We start from the raw sequence: 19,028 nt of genomic DNA on the forward strand, positions 1-19,028 counted from the left end.
TGCAGAATGGCGACGATCCGCAAGCGTGGTGCCTATCAATGGGAAACTCAAATCCGTAAACGTGGCTTCCCGTCACAAACTAAAACGTTTAATACCAAAGCCGAGGCTGATGCTTGGGCAAAAATGGTTGAGTCGGAAATGGCTCGCGGCGTGTGGCTTAGTCGTAGCGAATCGGAATCGACAACACTATATGACTCGCTTGCGCGTTATGAAAATGAAATTGTCGCCAACAAAAAGGGAGCGGTGCAAGATAGGTCTATTATCCGTATCTTTAAACGGCAACCATTAGCCAGATGTTATATGGCCAGTATTCGTAGTGCCGATGTCGCCAAATTAAGAGACGAATGGCTAAAAGACTATGCGCCGGCCACGGTGTTACGCCGCTTATCTCTGCTTTCCCACTTATTTAATATTTCCCGCAAAGAGTGGGGAATGGAAAGCCTGATTAATCCTGTTGACCTGATCCGCAAACCCCAGCCGGATAATGCCCGTACACGGCGTATAGCGGTTGAGGCTGTACCAGCCATAGACGAATCAGATAATGAGGTTAAAACGCTAAGAAACAGCGCTCAGGACGAAATCGAGCGGATTATTACCAATACTCAATCTCCGATATTGCCATCAGCGGTTTGCTTAGCGTTGGAAACGGCTATGCGACGTGGTGAAATTGTTGGCTTACGCTGGAAATATGTGGATTTAAAGCTGCGTGTCGCTCACTTGCCCAAGACGAAAAATGGCGATTCGCGTGATGTACCGCTTTCTTCAAAGGCGGTGGCAGCATTAGAAAAACTAAAGGTTATCGCGGAAGCCAGGGAAGAGGACGAGAATTCAACTGATGATCGTGTATTTAAAGCCCGAGTTGACGCAATAAGCTGTGCATTTGATAGAGCCAGAAAGCGTGCTCGTAAACTGTATGAGCAAGAATGTTCTGTTTCAGGAAAGAAAGCCAACTCAAATTATTTACTGGATTTGCGATTCCACGATTTACGCCATGAAGCCACATCACGCTTGGCTGAAATCTTTCCCATGCACGAACTCACAAAAATAACTGGCCACAAAGACCCTAGAATGCTGATGAGATACTATCATCCTAGGGCAGAGGATTTGGCTAAGAAGTTGGTTTAGCGGACATAATTGTATTGGTTATAGTGGTATTCTGCTAATTTTTTAGATTGAATAGAAAAGACTAAAAACATAAAAATAAGTTAAATGACTAGTAATCAAACAATTATATTTAGATCCTTCTTGTTGCAATTCATACAAGATTGTGCGGTAGCTATTTTTAGTTAAAAGGAAAATTTTGAATTTACAATATACGTATTCATGATAATAATTATCACTCTCATTAGGTGAAGTATGTTTAATCAAATCAAATATCTAACAGATATTAAAAAAATTGTTGGGAACTACCCTAAATATAAAAATAAAAGGAATGCTTTTATTCGATTGAGGCGAGCATTAGATAATATAGAACCACGGTATGTTCGAGGTTTCTCTATCGCATGCAGTAAAAACGTTCAGATAAGAGAGATAATAAATCTTGGTTTCTTTAAAAGAGATATATTTATAGATCTTTTACCTGAAAGAAAAGTACCAATAGACTTTATTCTATCTTCATTTTATGGATTTTATTCAAGTAATATCGACATTTTCAATGTTATTGAAAAAAATATGGAGGAACTAGAAAAATTAGTCATTCTAGAAAAATTTGATGATGCTATAAAACTATTGGACTTCATAGATCTAAAGTATGGTGGAAGTATCTGGTCACTAGATGCTAGGATGGCTATTACAGGAAAATATAAAACTAGTGAGGATGTTAAAAAAATAAATATAAAAGGAAAACATAGATTAGCCCATATATCATCATTATTACAGCAGAAGCATTTATCCAGAGGCGCACTAGCATTTCAGCAACAGATATTAAATCATACAGTTAGTGAATTAAAAAGCAAAAACTTTAGTTCATTTTCTGAGTTTTTATTGTTGATTTTGTTACCTTATAATTTAAACAATCGAGTTAAAATAGATGATGTAATTATTTTTTCTCAAAAGTTATATCCGATAGATAAGTTATTTATAATAAAAAAAGCGATATCATCTTATATCTCATCCAGTAGAAAAAGTGATCTAAATGACAGTGTTTATCATGATTTTATTCATTCTATGTCTAAAGTTTCAAAAGATCAATCATGGATTAATATAAAAAAACTGATTAACTCAGAGCCAACTGTAAGAATTAATGAAGACATAAAAAGTATAATTAATGTTTATTCCAAAGGTGATTACTTAACTACTGTTAATTTATGCGATGCTTTTATAAATAGATATCCTACAGAATTGTCAGTGATAGATATATACTCTAAGGCATTGTTTTATCTGTCTAACTCAGCGGTTGATAAAGTAAATAAAAAGGAAAGAAAAACGTTAGTTGAAACATTGATTCATAGCCAATTTATGCTATATGTTAGTACAAATAATTATGAAAAAGTTAAAGAGAATATAGATTTATTGTCCTTTAAATTCTCAAATTTAAATTTTACACATAGTATATGTGCGATGTTTTATGCAGCGTATCCATTTATCAATGAGATTGAATTAAGACGATACTGTAGATTACTGAGTTGCGGTTACACATTTATAACTCCAAAGTATAATGCGAAACTAATGCTCAGTGATAGAGAGTTGAGCTCTTTTGAACATGATAATACTGATGCAATTGAATTGTCAGATAGTAGAAAAATTAGACTATATATAGAGAGTGAAATAAAGTCAGACTCACCTGATAGTATAAAAATAGATAACTTATTGAGTAAACTTGAAAGTATGCATGACGTGACCATAGCTGAATTAAATCAAATAAAATCTATAGCTTATATTAAATTATGTCAATTTGATCTTTTAATCAAAGAAATAAATAAAGTATGTAATAAAAACATCAATGATATGATGTTATTTCCGGCGCATTATATTGCAGAAGTAATAAATTCTCAGTCTGAGAATATATCAAATAAATTAAATGCGGCAATATTTTCATATTTGTATTACATAAATTTTGATAAAAGCTATAAAGAAACGACTGCTGACTACTTAGAGGATTATTTACTAGTAAATAATGTTAAAGTTCCTAGCGAGTTAATTGCAAATCTTCCTAATATTTATGAACATGAGATGTTTTTTGACAAAGTATGTAATCAACAAATTTTAGGTAGTATTTTGGAGTTGAATTCATCAAAGCTGACTATGTTGGAAAGACTTAAGATAATTTCATTACTTCATGAAAAGTTTGACTATACATCCGAATTACTCGAAAGTGAGGAAAAAGAAATATTCAATTTCCTTCTTGTTAATAATATAAAAGAGCATCATGAAAGTAATAAGATAATGATTGATTCTGAGGGGCTTAAGGGAGCTAAATATTTAGAGTATAAATCATTTTATGAAAATTTATCTGAGGTGACATTATTTAATACAAATCTATTAACCAAGTATTTTCCTGATGAGGAAAATGATGAGGAAGAAATTAATGATAGTTCGACTATTGATCAGGAAATAAATAATTCTATCTTAATAGAAGATGAAGATATAAATTCTGAAGTATCTATTTTATATTTTTATGGTAATTTTTATTCTAAGGTTATTAATGATTTTATAATGGATCATGACTATGGTTTAATTAGATACCTAAGCTCTGAAATTAGACATGGTGTCATGCCTAATCAGATGCGTAGTGTTTTCGAATCGTTGAGTTTAGTTACCGAAAAAGGTATATCAGGAAAATATTCACCAAATGAATATTGGGCTAAGACATATTTAGATAAACTTCCAACTCTTGATGTTGAGTATATACAGAACCAATTAGATTGGTTCTGTGGTGGAGTTGATGAATTAATAAACAAAGCAAACTCTTGGACTAAACCAGTAACTGTTTGGAGTGAAGTAGCCCTAGGTAATAAAGATGACAAATCATCTTTTTACTTCATTATTGATGATGATAAAACGTATGAGTTTTATTTGGCTATTAAAGAAACAATAGACTACAAAAGCCATGAGGCAACTTCAGATGATGATATAAATAGAATGTTTAATGCTTGCGAAAATTTCATATGGATACAATTAGATCAATGTTTTGAAAATATAAAAGAGAGGTTTAATTTAAATCTCAAGGATGGTTTTAACAAACTATGTACTGACTTTATAGAGAGGTTGGCTGTTTTACCTATAAGTTCAAACCCACAAAATTTAATTGATAATATAAAAACCGCACAGTATGAAATTATTGAAAAGGTAGCTAACATTGAAGGTTGGTTTAAAAGACCACAAGGAATAATGGATGAAAAATACCGAGTTATCGATGTGGTAAATGCATCAATTGATTGTGTTAAAGGGATATATGATCCGCAGGTATTAACTATGCATTTATCTATTGATGAAATTGTAAATAACAATGAGTTGAGTAATAAGCAGTCTTTATATTTAACTAGGGCATTAGTTACATCTTATATAAATTGCTTTAAACATGGGGCTAATAGAGCAAAAACAGATGTTTTTTTAAAGGTTATCGAGGATGATTATTGTTATAGTATTATCATAAAAAATGAAATTAATGAGGAAACAAAGAAAAGAATAGTTGATAATGGCATTATTAAAGAGGTTGAAAATTATGATAGCGAGCACTATACCGAAAAACTTATAACTGAAGGTGGGACCGGTCTATATAAAGTTTATAGAAATATTAAGGATGGGTTTGGCGTTGCCGAATTTAGTATCGCTCAAGAAAACCTTTCATTTGTGCAATCAATAGGTTTTACTCCGGATTAAATAATGAAAATAATCATTGTAGAAGATAACGAATATAAAAGTGATCGGGTTAAAGAGTTTTTACTAAGTATAAACAATAATGTTACTATCGATATATTTAGATCATATTCTTCTGGATTAAAGGCTATTGTTGACGGCTTCTATAATTTAGCTATTCTCGATATGAGTTTACCAACATTCGATGATGATTCAGGTTCCTTACGAGGGGAGTTTAGAGTGTATGGCGGAATAGATATCGCCAGAAAAATTAAAAGGAGAAATATTTCTTTGAAGTTTATATTCTTAACTCAATACACCTCATTTTCATATGATAATAAGAGCATTGATTTAAAAGATGTTGATCAATCTGTACGAGATAAGTACCCGGAAACATATGCTGGATGTATTTATTACGAGCACGCTGGTTATTCATGGAAAGATGAACTACGAATGGTGATTGAAGCATTATGAATATGTATCTAATCGTTGATGATGATTATTTTCGCAGAAGTAAAATTAAAGAAATTTTAATTTCAAAATATAAAATACCTGAAGATAATATAGATCTAGCTTGTTGTACCAAAGAGGCTAGAACTCTTTTTAGAAATACAAATTATTCCATTGCCTTTATTGATATGTCTCTGCCAGAAAATAAAGATGAAAAACCAAAACATAATTCTGGGGTTGATCTACTTACTACATTGAGAGGTAATCGATATAGAAAACCAAGCTATGTAGTTGGTTTTACTGCTCTGGAAGAGAATGTTAAAGAGTTAGAAGAAGAGTTTGATAATCGTGGTTTTAAGTTTTGTTATGCTACTAATTCTGATTATTCTTGGCTAGGTGGAATAAGTGGTATTATTGAATATTATTCTGAGTATGGAGATAATTTTGAAAGGAATAGTATAGATATTGCTATTGTTACAGTTCATGGAATTAGAACTTTTGGCAATTGGCAGGAAACTTTAGCTAATGAGATTAGAACTATTAATGTCGATAAAAAGGTTTCCCATTTATGTTTTAAAGTGGCATTTACAAATACAGCTAGATTTTTTGTTCCATATTTGCGACGTAAAGTAGTTGAGAAGTTCAAACTTGATTTTGAACAATGGTTAGATAAGAATAGAACCAGGCGTATAGTTTGTTTTGCTCATAGTTTTGGTACATATGTACTAATTAAAGGCATTGAGAGTATCGAAGATAAAACTAAGTTAAAAAATTTAGATCTGATAGTTCTTGCTGGTAGTGTTCTTCGCAGAGATAATGATTTTTGTTCTTTACAGAACAGTATTAATGTGAAAATCATTAATGACTGTGCTGTAAATGATATACCTTTATTATTCAGTGAAGCTTTAGTTCCAGGGGCGGGTATGGGAGGGAGGCTAGGTTTCAAAGGTTTACATCATAATAAAATCATGAATAGGTTTTTTGTTGGTGGACATAGTTCATTTTTTGAAAATGGTTTTATGGATAAATATTGGATTCCTTTACTAAAAGATAAAGAAATTAAGGAAGATGTTAATCTTGCAGAAACTTCTATTGTAATGGGAATTCTAAATTTTATTTCTTTACTTTTAGGTAAAGTTAAAAACTTTATTGTTAGAGTTAATTAGTATAGGTATTCTTTGAAAGAAAAAGGCCGCAGTCTATTAATTTTTTTAACTATTTTCTATACTTTAACCCTCCTATTTATTTAGTACCATTGGTGATTTTTTAGTTTTCTTCTAGAGTGTTAATTAGAAATTACATTGCTTTTGTTGATGTTTTATAGGGACTCCATATCTGTTCTACTTAGGGTGGATAACTTAAAATGTTAAATTTAATATTAATTTTCAATAGAATACAATGTATTATTGAAGGCTTTGTTTACTCAAGGAATTATAACGTCATGTGCATTATTATAATTATCTTATTTGATTTTATAAATATAAACGCCATATCAATGCATCATAACTAGGGGCATCTATCTTTTTATTCGGCGACCTAATTCGAACATTTTGTAAATACTCATAATCTGTTCCGACTAGTTTTTCAGATATATACACATTAAAACTATCTGGATCAATATTAATTAACCCCAAATCAAAAAGAGTATGTATATCTGCTCGAAGCAGTAAACCGTTTGACACAACGTTCGTATGTGCTCCTTTATAGGGATGAATATGGGCTGCTTCAAGAAGTTCGGTCAAGGCACAGCCAGTAATGGCGCATTTCCCTTCATATGCTTCTAGTAGAGCCTTTCTAAATGCGGGTTGCCCTTGTCTGCGCACGATATTGCTGAGGACTTTTTTTCTTTGATCTTCAACACTTGTTGCATCAAATGCATGACTCGCTTCTGCTTCTTTCTGCGCGTGTTCTAATGCTTTTGCTGTAATTGCATCATTTAGTGAACGAACAGCGAGTTTATTGTTTTCAGATTCTAGATAAATCTCCCAGACACCATGTGCAGTGGGGTCGTAAAACTCATATTTAGCATTTACCCCAGAGCCTAATTTAAATAATCTATCAAATTGGTTATCGCTATCGGTTCGCCTAGGATTAATATTTTGAGATAAATTTACTCTAGAATTTTTATTGACTGATAGCATAGTTAAATCAGGTGCTAGATTAGATGGGATATAATCTGAATGTCGAGTTGTAATATGTTTTAGTATATCTTGCTGAGTAGCACTTCCACCTAGGGAAGTTATTGCATCAATGGCTAGTTCCCAGGTGCGTTTTTTTCCATGCTTAAATTTTTTATTGTTAATACGATTAAGCAAAAATGTAGTAGGTTTTTCACCTGAATGTGATTTATAGGAGAAATTACCTTCATAGCGAAAGCCTGCTTTATCGAACTCATATTTTCTTTTTCGATAGAATAGGATGATTTCGAGCCCATTCTTCATATGGGATATGATGAGATCATCTTTACGCCCACTAGTTTGTCCTTGCATGGAAAGAGTATCTTCTTCCAATAAATCATGATATTGAGTGCGATCGGTTGTCTTGTCTTCTGTGATAAACAACCATATAGATGCATGATTTTTGGGTTGAAAAATCCCAGTATTGATTGTCGCATCTGTAATATTAAAAAGCTTTTTGAGATCATTTCTTGTATAGACCTGGCCAACAACCAAGCTATCTGATGTTTGAATATTATTCATTTCTTTATTTTTTTAATCCAAATAAGTAGATAGAGCCCGAGCCGAGTTTTATATTTTCTGTATGCTTCCATCTGGATATTTTTTAACCCATACCCCATTAACCTTCACTGGTTCCGGCAATCCAAGATCTCTATTCTCTTGAGCTGCTTTGGCTACTGCTGCGGCCATCAGCCTGTTGGCTTCTTCTCTGCCAATTAGGTCGATAATAGACTTTGCCATATTGTTCTCCCTTAAAGGTTAATAGATACTAACCTAGCACTGTTTAGTATAATTACAACCCAATAGGAGCGATATGGATACTATTTCGAGAGAACCGACAACTTTGGCTATCATGCTGGTTGAGGAGTTTATGAACCCAACCAATATTAGTCAGCCTATGCTTGCTGAAGGGCTTGGACTTTCTATTGAGCGGGTTAGCGCGATCTGTGAGGGAACTGATCGGATAAATGCTAAGGAAATATCTCTGCTAGCAGCATTCTTCGATACCAATCCAGAGTTTTGGTTTAACGTCCAAGATAACCATGAGCGGTGGGTATTACGAAATAAAAAATCCAGCGTCTGATTACTACACTGGATTTGCTGAATAATCTTTTTACTCGATTATCTTATAATTTGCCTGGCATCAGCTCTTAGTTCATCAATTTGTAGTGCTGATATCACAGGGCCACCGCTAAGATGGCAGTGCAACATAACACTGATATCAACCAGTAGGTCTGCAAAAGCTATGGCTTGGCTTTGTGGCTGAGTGTTTTCAGCTGGTGTAGATATAATTGCTATTAACTCATTTAAAAAGGGTATGAAATTTTCAACCTGTTTGATTGGTTGTGAATTGTCCATTAGCTATCATTCCTTGGCTTTTTATTAATGAAGTTATCGATCATTTCTTCGTCGGTTTCTAGCGCAGAAGTGCGATGTCCCGCATTGTTCCCAGCCCCTAGACCATCACCATCAAATTGACTGCTATAATTTCCATTATTCATTCCGCTACTTTCACGGATAGAGTCAGCCATTTTTCCACCAGTGGTTTCAGAGACTCTTTCTTGAATAGAGTCTTTTATTGCTCCAGCTTTTTCTTGAGCAACATCACGGGCAGCATCAGCAAGGCTTGATCCCATCAATTTAGCAAAACTCCCTGTTCTTCCCATTGCTTCTGAAAGACTTCCACCTGAAGAGCGACGCCCTTCACCACTAGGGCTGCCGCCAGCGTCAATGCTTTGTTGCGCTGATTCAAATGCTGCCTGAAGCGCTGATGTGCCACCTGCGGCACTGGTGGCCGCCGACATTGCACCTGATGCAACTGAAGAAACTGCGGCACCGGCCATGCTTGCGGCTCCCATTACAGCCCCGGCCCCAAAAGTGCCGATACCACTTTGTATTGCACCTGCGCCGGCAATCCCAGCCAGTAGCGTTGGGATTTTGTTGATGAGCGCATATAAAATGACCGTGACAACTAGCATTACGGCCATTTCTTTTAAACTGATGGTATCACTCAACTTGACGTAATATTCATCCAGAAATGTTTTGCCAATACCAACCAGTAAAATCATCATCATTAGCTGTATCCCCACTCCCACTACTGTTTTGTAGTAGTTAATGGCGATATCTGATGTCCACCGACTACCACCGAAACCCAGTAGAAAAATACCGGCGTATGCAAGTATCCAACTGGTCACGAGCAGTAGCAGCATTTGCACCCCTATCAGCGTTAAAATCAGTAATGTGGCTAGCGAGAAAAGAATGGCGCAGGTTGCATCGACTGGTGCCCAAAAAGTTGACTGATCAAACGCACGAAAGAGAATATCAAACCCCATATCAACAATATCGTAGGGCTGTAGTTGGCTACCTAAGCCAGCGGCTTCAGCTCCGATCATTTGAGTAGTTTTAATGATCGACATTGCTATCGCAGGGGCATTAATCAATATCCAGAAAAAGAAGCCAGTGGCGGACAGAAAACGTAATGCTTCTGCGAAGAACTCCTGAATATCTGCTTTTCTTAATGCCATCATGCCAAAAGTCCAAACCATACTTAATAAAGCCATTCCCCAGAATAACCATGAAGCGTATTGAACCATGACAGCCCCCCAACCACTGGCGGCGCTCTGAAAGCGGTCTAATACCGTATTCATTATCCCTGAGTTATCAATTGCTGCTGTGGCGTTAACGGAATACCACATGAGGAAACTGGCTAACGCTAACATCCATTTAGAACATATTTTCACTTTCATTTTATTTGCTCCATTACCAACTTTGGGAAGGGCTTTTCTTGAACTCGCCCTTACGAAGACATTTGGAAGCTAGCTCCCGACGTTGGGGGGAATCCTCCATGTGGCGTACATCACTGCATGACTGATTGTTTTTTGAGTTATCGCATCCGCTAAGGACTAATACCGCAACGGCAAAACTGATTTTTATGATCATAGTGTTGTCCTCACCAGCTTCCAGGGGGGCTTTTCTTAAATGAGCCTCTGCGTAGATGAAGGGAAGCTGCTGCTTGCTGGGCTTCCCTATCTGTAATAACTGCGGAACGGGTGGCGTCAGCATTTTGTTGGGCGACTAACAGCCCCCTGATTTGCAATAACTGATTAGTTTGGGCGCTGGCTAATTGATTGGCGTACTGGATTGCGGCCATCTGCCCAGTCGCGCCTTGTACTTGTTGCTGTAAGTGGACTAATTGGCGTGCATCATTTTGTAAGGCGGTTTGCTGCTGATCTACACCACGGAGCACCGCATCATTGGCTCTCTTCTGTGCCTCTGAGCCATAGGCTTGCGAATCCAACATGATTTGCATCTGTTCGGGGGTGCAGCTATTGCTGCTGAAGCAGGGGGATGTTCGGTAAAAATTGATGTTCTGGTATTTAGCTAGATAAGCATCAATGTTGCCGACCTGCTGTTTGTAGTAACTCAGAGTATCAATTGCGCCCATCAACTGGTTGATGGTGCTGTTGGCTTGATCCCAGATATACGCCGCAGGTGCAGCGGTGTTTTGCAGCATGTTTTCGTACTGCTGTAATTGGGTTTTATATTGCTCAATTTGTTTTAGCGTTTGAGCCACGCTTTCCATCGCAGTCATGATGTTTTGCGAGAGGTTGGTGGCATCCATCACTGGGATACCCGCCCCCGCCGCTTGAATTTCTGAAATAGGGAAAACGGCAGTTGACGCCATGAAGATGACTAATGTGAACTTGGTTGCTATCGCTAACTTAGTGCAATGCATATTTTTCTCCGCTGTTATGAGGGCATGTGTCGCGAGATAACAGGCCCAATACTTTTGCCTCGCAGAGCAAGATCCCCGTTGAGCGCCGAAGGTGCGAATAAGGGAGAGTGAAGATTGATAACCAGCTTGCTGGTTAGCTAACTTCACCTATCTTGCCCTCGTATCTGCCAGTTTGTTTTCAAGACATATTTCTCAATCAAGATAAAACCAAGATTCAAGCAAGATAAAACCGAGATAGAACCAAGATGAAATCAAGATTAATCCAAGATATATCCAAGAAAATTAAATAAGATATAAATATGAGCAAACGATATATCGTAATTTAACTTTTCAAGGTGATAGAAAATCGCCTGAAATTACCTCTGAAACTGTTTCCGTTGGAAAATACATTCTTCTGCCGACATAAAATTTCTTGTCATTTAACTTCTTGGCCCAAGGCTCTTTGGGTTGCAATAAAGCCATTCTTAGACCCTCCGGCTTTCTACTTAAAATGGCCGCGAGTTGTTCCAGTGTTATCACTGCTCCATGTGTTTCAATCAATATATCGAAATTACTTTTCATAAACTTGGCTCAATTAACATTGGATGATTTATTATTATCTGGACTTGGTTAGTTTGCATGGTAATATTATTTAAAATTCCTACACCTTATGAGTGAACTCACTATATGTTTTCGAAAAAAGAGTTAATCGAAAGGGATAAGGTTCGTACTACTTTTCTGATGCAAGAGTTAATGCGAAGAACTAATACAACCAATCCAAATCAATTCGCCAAATGGTTTGATCTGCGTACCGAGAGTATGAGAATCGATGGAAAAGAGATTCCTGAAACAACAACATCGAAGAAGTGGTATCCGATAGCTAAAGGCGATCAATCCATAACAAAGAAGACCTTAGCTGATCTAAAAATGTTCTTTGATGACATAGAGATAGTGTATCAATATGGCCCCGGAGGGCTGTGGGCGGCTCTGTGGGGACATACCAGCCAATTGGTCGCCTGTATGCGAACGCATCCAATGATATCGGCGTCATCACCACTAAAAGAGTTTTCAACGGCAATAACCATATCGGCAAATTTAGGTTATACAGAGACATTGACCATTGCAGATTTAGCCAGAGCTGTAGCGGCTTATAGATTTCACTTAATAACAGACAGAAAAACTCAACTTGAAGGCGTAGGCATTTATATCTGTGATATCTATTTTAAAAATGTTCGTAATATCTTAAGCAATGAATTATTAACTCCAGAACTTATTGAGTTAGACCTTTTATCCACTATAACGAACGAAATTGATAAATTAGAATTAGAGAGCAGAAAAGATGATAAATATAACTCATCTTTTAATATTGATTCATTTTGCCAGCAAAACTTAAATTTTAGCCGCTAAAATTTAGCATTATGATAGCGAAGCAATATTCTTAATAATGCGTCTTTAAATTAAATTTTAAAAAGTGGATTGCGTTTTTGACCACGGAAATTGCTTTGAAAAAAATTCAGCACTATAATTGTTAGTGGGTTAATACCTGCCTGTCCTCTCGAAATTTGGTTTCTTCCGGCGAAGTATGTTGATAACTAAACTAGAGAGGACACCTTTATTTATCATCACAGAGCGGTGGGTTTCGATATTTCCCTTGTGCTAAATCGGACAACCAATCACAAACATCCTTTGATGGAACTCCAACCCCTGTCATTTGAAAGCTTACCCAGGCATCTAGTGATGCAGCCTTGATCGATTCCTGTCTTTCCTCTTGTTCTATATAGCGCGTAATAGCCTGCGTCAATAACCAGTGTATTGAGCGGTCTTTCGTGAGAGCAAGCTGCGCCAGCCTGTCTTTCATTTCTGGGGCGATTTTTACTGATAGCGTTTGTTTCATCTTGATCAACCTACTGTGGGTATTCGCGTTAGCTCCATCATAGCGCCTTTCTCTGGCGTAAAACGTCTTGAAACGGGATTTGAGTCGCGACTCTTACTTTCAAACCTACGTTTGTTATCCCTGATTTGTCTCTAAGTCAGCGTAGTTATTGGTAGAAATAAGGTAGAGGACACTTCGCTGCTCTGGAAAGCACGCTACATGCGGGTTGCGGAGAATTCGGCGCGATATGACTACGAAAAAGCGCGATATGACTACGAGAAAACGCGATATGACTACGAAAAAAGCGATATGACTACGATAAAAAAGCGATATGACTACGATAACAGCCTCAGATGGTTATGATTGCTTTAATCTAGTCATGTTTACCTGAAGTTTTCCCTTGCTACTAGCTTCAATACAGAAGTCTGAGATGATGCCGACACGTTTTAGTTCAGCACCAGCCCTCTCAATTGAATTTTTAAAGTCTCTGAGCCGCCCAGTATAGATTAGTTTGCTTTTCAACCATTCAAGTGAGTGTTTTTGCTGCGCTTCATTTGAGGTTGAAATGAGTCGTTGCAAAGCCTTCGCTATATCTTGATTGTGGAAAAAGTTAAGGCGTTGGTTCCAATCAATTAATGAGAATTCGTTGTTGTAGTACATTCTTACCCAGCGTGGATCTATTTGAAATATATAAGATTTAATCTCATTGTCGTATTCAAATTTATCAATCATATGTAAAGGAGATTGTGAACCCGTCGCGAACCTATTGGTTTCGATAGAAAACATTGCTTGTTCAAGACATAGCATGCTTCGGTGTAACCATTCATAGTTTGCACCGCTGGTATTGCGGCCTATAGCGCGTAGGAATTTTGAGCGACTGATTACAATGGGTTCACCTAATGAGTGCTTTGAGGCTTCATACATAGCTTGCATCCAGACATCAGCTTGGGACTCATCAAGTTGCTCTCCCCAAAATTTAATAACAGCATCAACGCGGCTGACAAGAGTGGTACCCACATACACTGGATTTTTTTTTGAATTAACTGGCGCGAACAGGCTTGAACGAGCGATATGATTCGGCATTATTCGATATGACTCGTCGGTATTTGGTAGAGATAGCGTTCTATCATTCTGTTTTATATTATTTTTATCTAACAGTGCGATTTTATCTTTATGAATAAGATAAGAATCGGCTATAGGCTTAGCGTTGATATGGCTCACAAGACTACCGTTTAGTGTTCAGAGCTGTTGCTAATACCGATCTTTTTTTGTTGCGGGCTATTTGCTCCACTTTTGTTGGGCGGCCACGTTTGGCAGGAACAACAAGGTTTATCGAGCTGGGTAGGGGAGGTTGTTGTGGAGTACACACATGGCCAGCCAACCATTGTTCTACATCTTCCAAGCGCCATAATAAGCGCTTAGTATTGGGTAAGCGGCAGATAGGTGGTAATGACATTGGATTGCGTGTGGCATCGCTGCGGATACTGGCCACGGTTTTATGGATGATTTTAGAAAGTTGTTCGGCGGTCATTAAGTCTTGCATAAGCACTCCATCTTGCGACCATGCTTCTTGCATTGGATCGCATCGGGTTTCAGATGAGTGCAATATTTGCAGAGTGATTAAAAGACATCGCGGTAGAGGAACAGGGAAAATCTTACACTAAATCTTAATGTTACTACGCCACAATCTTGCCACACTTACAACGCACAATACTGCAATTCAACCTCGTGTTCTGCAATTCTTTGTTTACATAATATTTTGATTTTTATTGAAAATATACTCTTAATCCTAGTTTGCACCAGAGTTTAAATTGGCTTTGCCAATGCGCTGATCAGTCGGTTAGAAAAGAAATTAATTGCCCGTGGCTGCCCGAAGCTCAATATCATGGTGCGCGAAGACAATGACGCGGTCATTGGCATGTATGAAAAGCTTGATTATGAAACGCAAGATTCAATTATGCTGGGCAAACGGCTGATTGTGGATCAGGAGTATTGAGGGTTTAGTAAATTGAATTTAAAAGATATTTAATTTAAATTTATTTCTAACTCAATAGCGGCACTGGCCGAAATGACCGAGCAACAGATAAGGTGATTTCGGCCTTTATCGCAAGATTTTTAGCCGCCAATTTTTCTGTTTTCTATTGTTTTTTTCTCCTCAAAAAGACCTTGTTTGCCATAATTTAGCCACACGCATTGATAAAATCTTTTTTGTCACACTCAGGCCACGTTAGAAATAAACTTCCCCTCCAGAAGGAGGGGAAGTTTATTTCTAACGTGGTGTGTGATTAATGCACCGGGACAATATCGGGCATAGGGCTGAAATCATAATAATGAGGCAAATTTTGTATTCCTAGTTGTTGGCCTAGATCTTTGAACCCTGCCATATATTCAATCATAGTGTCGGCAGAGTATATTTCAGTATGAAGATCTTCTACTTCTTGTTCTGTATAATCAGATATATTATCTTTAAGTATTCTAATGTCAGTGATATCGGCAAGATCGGAAATATCTTTGGGGTGTGTGGCATTTGAGTTATTGAATGCTGCGGAAACTAAAAGACTATTTACATCATATATCTTTCCGTCAATATTTATCTTTTCAATAACAGTTGCATGATTAATATCTAACTTAAGAAGTTGAGAAGTGTAATCACTGAATGATGTTTTTATCGTGGTGTATAGATTCGAACTCTTTTTGTCATTGCGCGAGTCAGCAATACTAATCATCTCGCTAAGTTTACTATTAACACTCTCAACAGATCTTGAAAGTAGAGCTGCTGGAACCATTCCTTTTTGATAAAAGTCGTATATTTTGTGGAATTCAGATTGTTCACTATGGATACTGACACCGGTATCAGTCTCCATTTCGAGGGTCTTATTCATATCAATGCTTTGATAGATCGACTTAAAAGAATCATAGGTTTTATCTACATTTCTCTTGCGTTCGGCGTAACCGCTATCATCAAATGTCACTACATTTTGAGTTTTTTTGTCGCGTATATAGGCACGGCCTTCTTTATTTGAATATTCTAAGTTATCTATTTTGGTATTTTTAAATGTTAAGGTATCAGAGCCACCAGTATCTCTAATAACATAATTTCTCGATCCTAAGTCTACATTAAAATTATCATCTCCTGACTCGCCTTTTAATATTCTTGCTTTGGTTGCTGAATCTTCTGCTGCATGGTTATTATCTGTCATTGTTTTTCCTGATTTATTAGTTGAGTTCATCATTGCAAGCGACTTGTCTTGGTGCGCCTGACAAGTTGTACTCTAATCACTTTTTTATTCAGTTAAAATAAACAAACAATAAACATATTCTCACAGTAATATAATTAAATATATTTACATAATGCATTGTTAAGTGATATTTAATTTTGCGGGGCGGGAATTAAGAGGAAACATAAATATCGGGTACTGAATTTATGTCAATACAGTACCCGAGGTTAAGTCGAATTATTTAATCTTAGTAATATTTTTCACATCAACTTCCACAGAGTTCCAGTCTTTATCAACTTTCCCTTCAATTTGGACTTTATCTTGTGGTGTGATGGTTTGGCCTTTCCAGCGCTTGCTGTCGATATCAACAGTGATGGTGCCGGTGCTATCGCGGAAAGTGTAGGTATCATGACCCAGGCGTTCGACGATATTCCCTTCCAGAGTGACGCGGGCATCATCACGCATGCTTTTCACTTTATCTACTGTGGTATTGGTGGCGCTCGGGCCAGAGAACCCGCCCTGTGCTACAGATTGAGTCTGTGTTGTTGCCGGACCATCAAAACCACCCTGCGCGGTGTTTGTCGCACTTTGCGCCAAGAATGGTGTGCTGCATAACATAACCAAGGTTGCAGCTAAGGTCAGTTTCTTCATTTTATTGCTCCTTCAATGAATGAATTATTACATTTGAAACCAGAGACCTTGTCGGTCTCGTTACCCAATACTAGACCAAAATTACATTAGAATTGGCCTATTAATATCTTCAACTAAGCTGAAAATGGCTGCCGGAAGAGTATATATGGGGATAAAGTCTATTTTATCAATCTGATTGGGGGCTTTTCCACCACAGGTTGCATTCGTTTGGATAGGCCGATTATGGGAAAGAATAATTAAAGACTACAGTGTTATGGCACTTTTTCCACGTGTTGGACTCCAATCTCTGGTTATCATTTTTCAACTGCCATGCTTTTGCTTCTGTGCATTGTTCTTTGCAAAATAAGGTTCTTTGCAAGAAAAGGTTTTTGCAGAAAAGCTCATTGGATGCAGTGGTTTTTTAAGGAGCTTTAGATGAATATTCGCCCACGGTTGTCTGGGGTGCGCTTGTTATTACTGGGAGCCCCTTTGTTGCTGGCCGGTTGTTCAGCCACGTCCGGTTTTTCTTGGTCAAGTTTGTCCCCGCTTAATTGGTTTGGCGGCAGCAGTAGCATGCAAGTTACTGATAAAGGTGTCGGTGGAATCACGGCCAGTACGCCTTTAAGCGAAAATGACATCAAAGAAGGGCTGAAAGGTGATTATCGGCTGCGCAGCGGTATGGCAACCAATGATGGCAAATTAGTCTCTTTCTTCCAGGCAATGAAAGCAGACCAAATTAAACTGGTTATCTCCGGTCAACCAAAAGGCACGGTAGAGCGCATTGATGTCATGGATAAAGATATTCCGAGCCAATGGGGTGTGGGCATTGGCACGCCATTTAGTCAGCTCTATAAAAAAGCCTTTGGCGTTTGCCATAAAGGCTCTGGCGATGATAGTGAACAAATAGAATGTGCTGCGCCAGATAGTCAGCATGTCAGCTATTTATTTGCGGGCGACTGGCATGGCCCGGAAGGCTTAATGCCATCTGACGATGCTTTGCAAAGCTGGAAAGTCAGTAAGATTATATGGCGCGCTAAAAGCGAATAAATATTATTATCATTTTATTGTCACTCTATTAAGGCGCGGCTTATGTCTGGCGCCTTAATAACAATTTCATCCCACTCAAAGCCCTCAATTCCTGCTCAATTTTATTTTGCGTTGACGCAAGGTTATTTTAATCGCTTCAGTTATGATATTCGACATAATTGATATGGGTTTTTAGTGAGGAAGAAAAATGACTCAAGTTCAGAGTGGCATTTTGCTGGAACATTGCCGTTTTGCCATTTTTATGGAAGCAAAAATACAGGGCGAATTTGATGTCATTCGCCAAGGGTGTAAAAAATTCTGCCAGACACTACAAGAGTTACAACAAAAATATCCTAATGAGCATTTAGGCGCTGTTATTGCTTTTGGTTCAGATATTTGGCATGACTTGTCCAATGGTCAGGGCGCACAAGAACTAAAGCCTTTTGTTGCTTTGGGCAAAGCGCCCATGATTGCACCAGCCACACAACGCGATTTATTGATTCATATTCAGTCATTACGCCAGGATATTAACTTTACCCTAGCGCAAGCTGCTATTGCCGCTTTTGGCGAGGCTATTGCGGTTGAGGAAGAGACTCACGGTTTCCGCTGGGTTGAAGAGCGTGATTTTACTGGCTTTATTGATGGCACCGAAAATCCACAAGGTGAAAGCCGGCCAGAAGTCGCGGTCATTGCTGAGGGCGAAGAGGATGCGGGTGGTAGTTATGTATTGGTACAGCGCTATGAGCATGACCTGAAAAAATGGCAACGCATTCCTGAACACAAGCAAGAGCAAATTGTGGGCCGTACCAAGCATGATAGTCAGGAATTAGCATCAGACCAACGCCCTGATACTTCCCATGTTAGCCGGGTTGATCTTAAAGAGAATGGTAAGGGGCTGAAAATTCTGCGCCAAAGCTTGCCTTACGGTAAAGCCAGCGGCAAACATGGTTTATATTTCATTGCCTATTGTGCGCGTTTACACAATATCGAACAGCAATTATTGAGTATGTTTGGCTCATTAGATGGCAAGCACGACTTATTACTCGGTTTTAGCAAACCGGTGACTGGCAGCTATTATTTTGCGCCGTCATTGACTAAATTACTGTCTCTGTAAATAACAAAAGGCCGGATATCCGGCCTTT

Annotated in this window: 20 protein-coding genes and 1 pseudogene; 9 read left to right on the forward strand and 12 right to left on the reverse strand. The window is 37.7% G+C overall.

Going from position 1 to position 19,028, the window contains the following annotated elements:
• The first annotated feature begins 6 nt into the window (after positions 1 to 6).
• The 4 genes from F0T03_RS06165 (at position 7) to F0T03_RS06180 (ending at position 6,413) form a co-directional block, all read left to right on the forward strand.
• Positions 7 to 1,125 (forward strand): site-specific integrase, encoded by a 1,119-nt coding sequence (locus tag F0T03_RS06165; protein WP_159677462.1) that lies wholly within the window; start codon positions 7 to 9, stop codon positions 1,123 to 1,125.
• A 231-nt stretch (positions 1,126 to 1,356) separates the two neighbouring features.
• Complete coding sequence (locus F0T03_RS06170) at positions 1,357 to 4,821, forward strand: hypothetical protein (RefSeq protein WP_159677463.1); 3,465 nt, start codon at positions 1,357 to 1,359, stop codon at positions 4,819 to 4,821.
• Between the two features lie 3 nt (positions 4,822 to 4,824).
• Positions 4,825 to 5,271, forward strand: coding sequence for a response regulator (locus tag F0T03_RS06175; RefSeq protein WP_159677464.1), 447 nt, complete (start codon positions 4,825 to 4,827; stop codon positions 5,269 to 5,271).
• The gene (locus tag F0T03_RS06180) at positions 5,268 to 6,413 is read left to right on the forward strand and encodes a response regulator (RefSeq protein ID WP_159677465.1); all 1,146 of its coding nucleotides are present in this window, start codon (positions 5,268 to 5,270) and stop codon (positions 6,411 to 6,413) included. Before F0T03_RS06175 ends, F0T03_RS06180 begins: the two co-directional genes overlap by 4 nt.
• A gap of 306 nt (positions 6,414 to 6,719) precedes the next feature.
• Here F0T03_RS06180 and F0T03_RS06185 read toward each other — a convergent pair whose 3' ends face one another.
• On the reverse strand, positions 6,720 to 7,946 hold the full coding sequence (locus F0T03_RS06185) for an HNH endonuclease (RefSeq protein WP_159677466.1): 1,227 nt from the start codon (positions 7,944 to 7,946) through the stop codon (positions 6,720 to 6,722).
• Between the two features lie 48 nt (positions 7,947 to 7,994).
• Positions 7,995 to 8,165 (reverse strand): hypothetical protein, encoded by a 171-nt coding sequence (locus F0T03_RS06190; RefSeq protein WP_155410774.1) that lies wholly within the window; start codon positions 8,163 to 8,165, stop codon positions 7,995 to 7,997.
• 73 nt (positions 8,166 to 8,238) lie between these two features.
• Here F0T03_RS06190 and F0T03_RS06195 point away from each other — a divergent pair, with 73 nt between their 5' ends.
• A complete protein-coding gene (locus F0T03_RS06195; RefSeq protein WP_159677467.1) occupies positions 8,239 to 8,508 on the forward strand; it encodes a helix-turn-helix transcriptional regulator in 270 nt (89 codons plus the stop codon).
• Positions 8,509 to 8,546: 38 nt separating this feature from the next.
• On the opposite strand, the gene F0T03_RS06200 is transcribed toward F0T03_RS06195, so the two are convergent.
• The 5 genes from F0T03_RS06200 to F0T03_RS06220 form a co-directional block, all read right to left on the reverse strand.
• Positions 8,547 to 8,783 carry a hypothetical protein gene (locus tag F0T03_RS06200; RefSeq protein WP_159677468.1) on the reverse strand — a complete coding sequence of 79 codons (237 nt, stop codon included), beginning with the start codon at positions 8,781 to 8,783 and terminating at the stop codon, positions 8,547 to 8,549.
• Complete coding sequence (trbL, locus tag F0T03_RS06205; RefSeq protein ID WP_159677469.1) at positions 8,783 to 10,171, reverse strand: P-type conjugative transfer protein TrbL; 1,389 nt, start codon at positions 10,169 to 10,171, stop codon at positions 8,783 to 8,785. The genes F0T03_RS06200 and trbL overlap by 1 nt, the downstream gene beginning before the upstream one ends.
• Positions 10,172 to 10,184: 13 nt before the next feature.
• Positions 10,185 to 10,487 carry an entry exclusion lipoprotein TrbK gene (gene trbK, locus F0T03_RS21880; protein ID WP_080993780.1) on the reverse strand — a complete coding sequence of 101 codons (303 nt, stop codon included), beginning with the start codon at positions 10,485 to 10,487 and terminating at the stop codon, positions 10,185 to 10,187.
• Positions 10,375 to 11,160, reverse strand: a complete 786-nt coding sequence (gene trbJ, locus F0T03_RS06215; RefSeq protein ID WP_159677470.1) for a P-type conjugative transfer protein TrbJ — start codon at positions 11,158 to 11,160, stop codon at positions 10,375 to 10,377. Before trbJ ends, trbK begins: the two co-directional genes overlap by 113 nt.
• A 330-nt stretch (positions 11,161 to 11,490) precedes the next feature.
• Positions 11,491 to 11,721: a hypothetical protein gene (locus F0T03_RS06220; RefSeq protein WP_011815845.1), complete on the reverse strand. Its 231-nt coding sequence runs from the start codon at positions 11,719 to 11,721 to the stop codon at positions 11,491 to 11,493.
• A 105-nt stretch (positions 11,722 to 11,826) separates the two neighbouring features.
• Here F0T03_RS06220 and F0T03_RS06225 point away from each other — a divergent pair, with 105 nt between their 5' ends.
• Positions 11,827 to 12,546: a hypothetical protein gene (locus F0T03_RS06225; protein WP_162526894.1), complete on the forward strand. Its 720-nt coding sequence runs from the start codon at positions 11,827 to 11,829 to the stop codon at positions 12,544 to 12,546.
• Positions 12,547 to 12,751: 205 nt separating this feature from the next.
• Here F0T03_RS06225 and F0T03_RS06230 read toward each other — a convergent pair whose 3' ends face one another.
• The 3 genes from F0T03_RS06230 to F0T03_RS06240 form a co-directional block, all read right to left on the reverse strand.
• On the reverse strand, positions 12,752 to 13,033 hold the full coding sequence (locus F0T03_RS06230; RefSeq protein ID WP_159677471.1) for a CopG family ribbon-helix-helix protein: 282 nt from the start codon (positions 13,031 to 13,033) through the stop codon (positions 12,752 to 12,754).
• Between the two features lie 336 nt (positions 13,034 to 13,369).
• The gene (trfA, locus tag F0T03_RS06235) at positions 13,370 to 14,233 is read right to left on the reverse strand and encodes a plasmid replication initiator TrfA (RefSeq protein WP_159677472.1); all 864 of its coding nucleotides are present in this window, start codon (positions 14,231 to 14,233) and stop codon (positions 13,370 to 13,372) included.
• 4 nt (positions 14,234 to 14,237) lie between these two features.
• Positions 14,238 to 14,555 carry a DNA-binding protein gene (locus F0T03_RS06240; protein WP_246169929.1) on the reverse strand — a complete coding sequence of 106 codons (318 nt, stop codon included), beginning with the start codon at positions 14,553 to 14,555 and terminating at the stop codon, positions 14,238 to 14,240.
• A 270-nt stretch (positions 14,556 to 14,825) separates the two neighbouring features.
• Between F0T03_RS06240 and F0T03_RS06245 the strand changes: the two are divergent.
• Positions 14,826 to 15,008, forward strand: a pseudogene (locus F0T03_RS06245) (GNAT family N-acetyltransferase); the annotation flags it as partial.
• Positions 15,009 to 15,297: 289 nt separating this feature from the next.
• Here the strand turns inward: F0T03_RS06245 and F0T03_RS06250 are convergent.
• Both F0T03_RS06250 and F0T03_RS06255 read right to left on the reverse strand, forming a co-directional pair.
• Complete coding sequence (locus F0T03_RS06250; RefSeq protein WP_159677473.1) at positions 15,298 to 16,212, reverse strand: hypothetical protein; 915 nt, start codon at positions 16,210 to 16,212, stop codon at positions 15,298 to 15,300.
• A 255-nt stretch (positions 16,213 to 16,467) separates the two neighbouring features.
• Complete coding sequence (locus F0T03_RS06255) at positions 16,468 to 16,881, reverse strand: YgiW/YdeI family stress tolerance OB fold protein (RefSeq protein ID WP_145554672.1); 414 nt, start codon at positions 16,879 to 16,881, stop codon at positions 16,468 to 16,470.
• A 414-nt stretch (positions 16,882 to 17,295) separates the two neighbouring features.
• Between F0T03_RS06255 and F0T03_RS06260 the strand changes: the two genes are divergently transcribed.
• Together F0T03_RS06260 and F0T03_RS06265 are read left to right on the forward strand one after the other, a co-directional pair.
• Positions 17,296 to 17,907, forward strand: a complete 612-nt coding sequence (locus tag F0T03_RS06260) for an RpoE-regulated lipoprotein (protein ID WP_145554671.1) — start codon at positions 17,296 to 17,298, stop codon at positions 17,905 to 17,907.
• Between the two features lie 187 nt (positions 17,908 to 18,094).
• A complete protein-coding gene (locus tag F0T03_RS06265; RefSeq protein ID WP_145554670.1) occupies positions 18,095 to 19,000 on the forward strand; it encodes a Dyp-type peroxidase in 906 nt (301 codons plus the stop codon).
• The last annotated feature ends 28 nt before the right edge of the window (positions 19,001 to 19,028 follow it).

It is taken from the genome of Yersinia canariae (assembly GCF_009831415.1).
Taxonomy (GTDB): Bacteria; Pseudomonadota; Gammaproteobacteria; order Enterobacterales; family Enterobacteriaceae; genus Yersinia; species Yersinia canariae.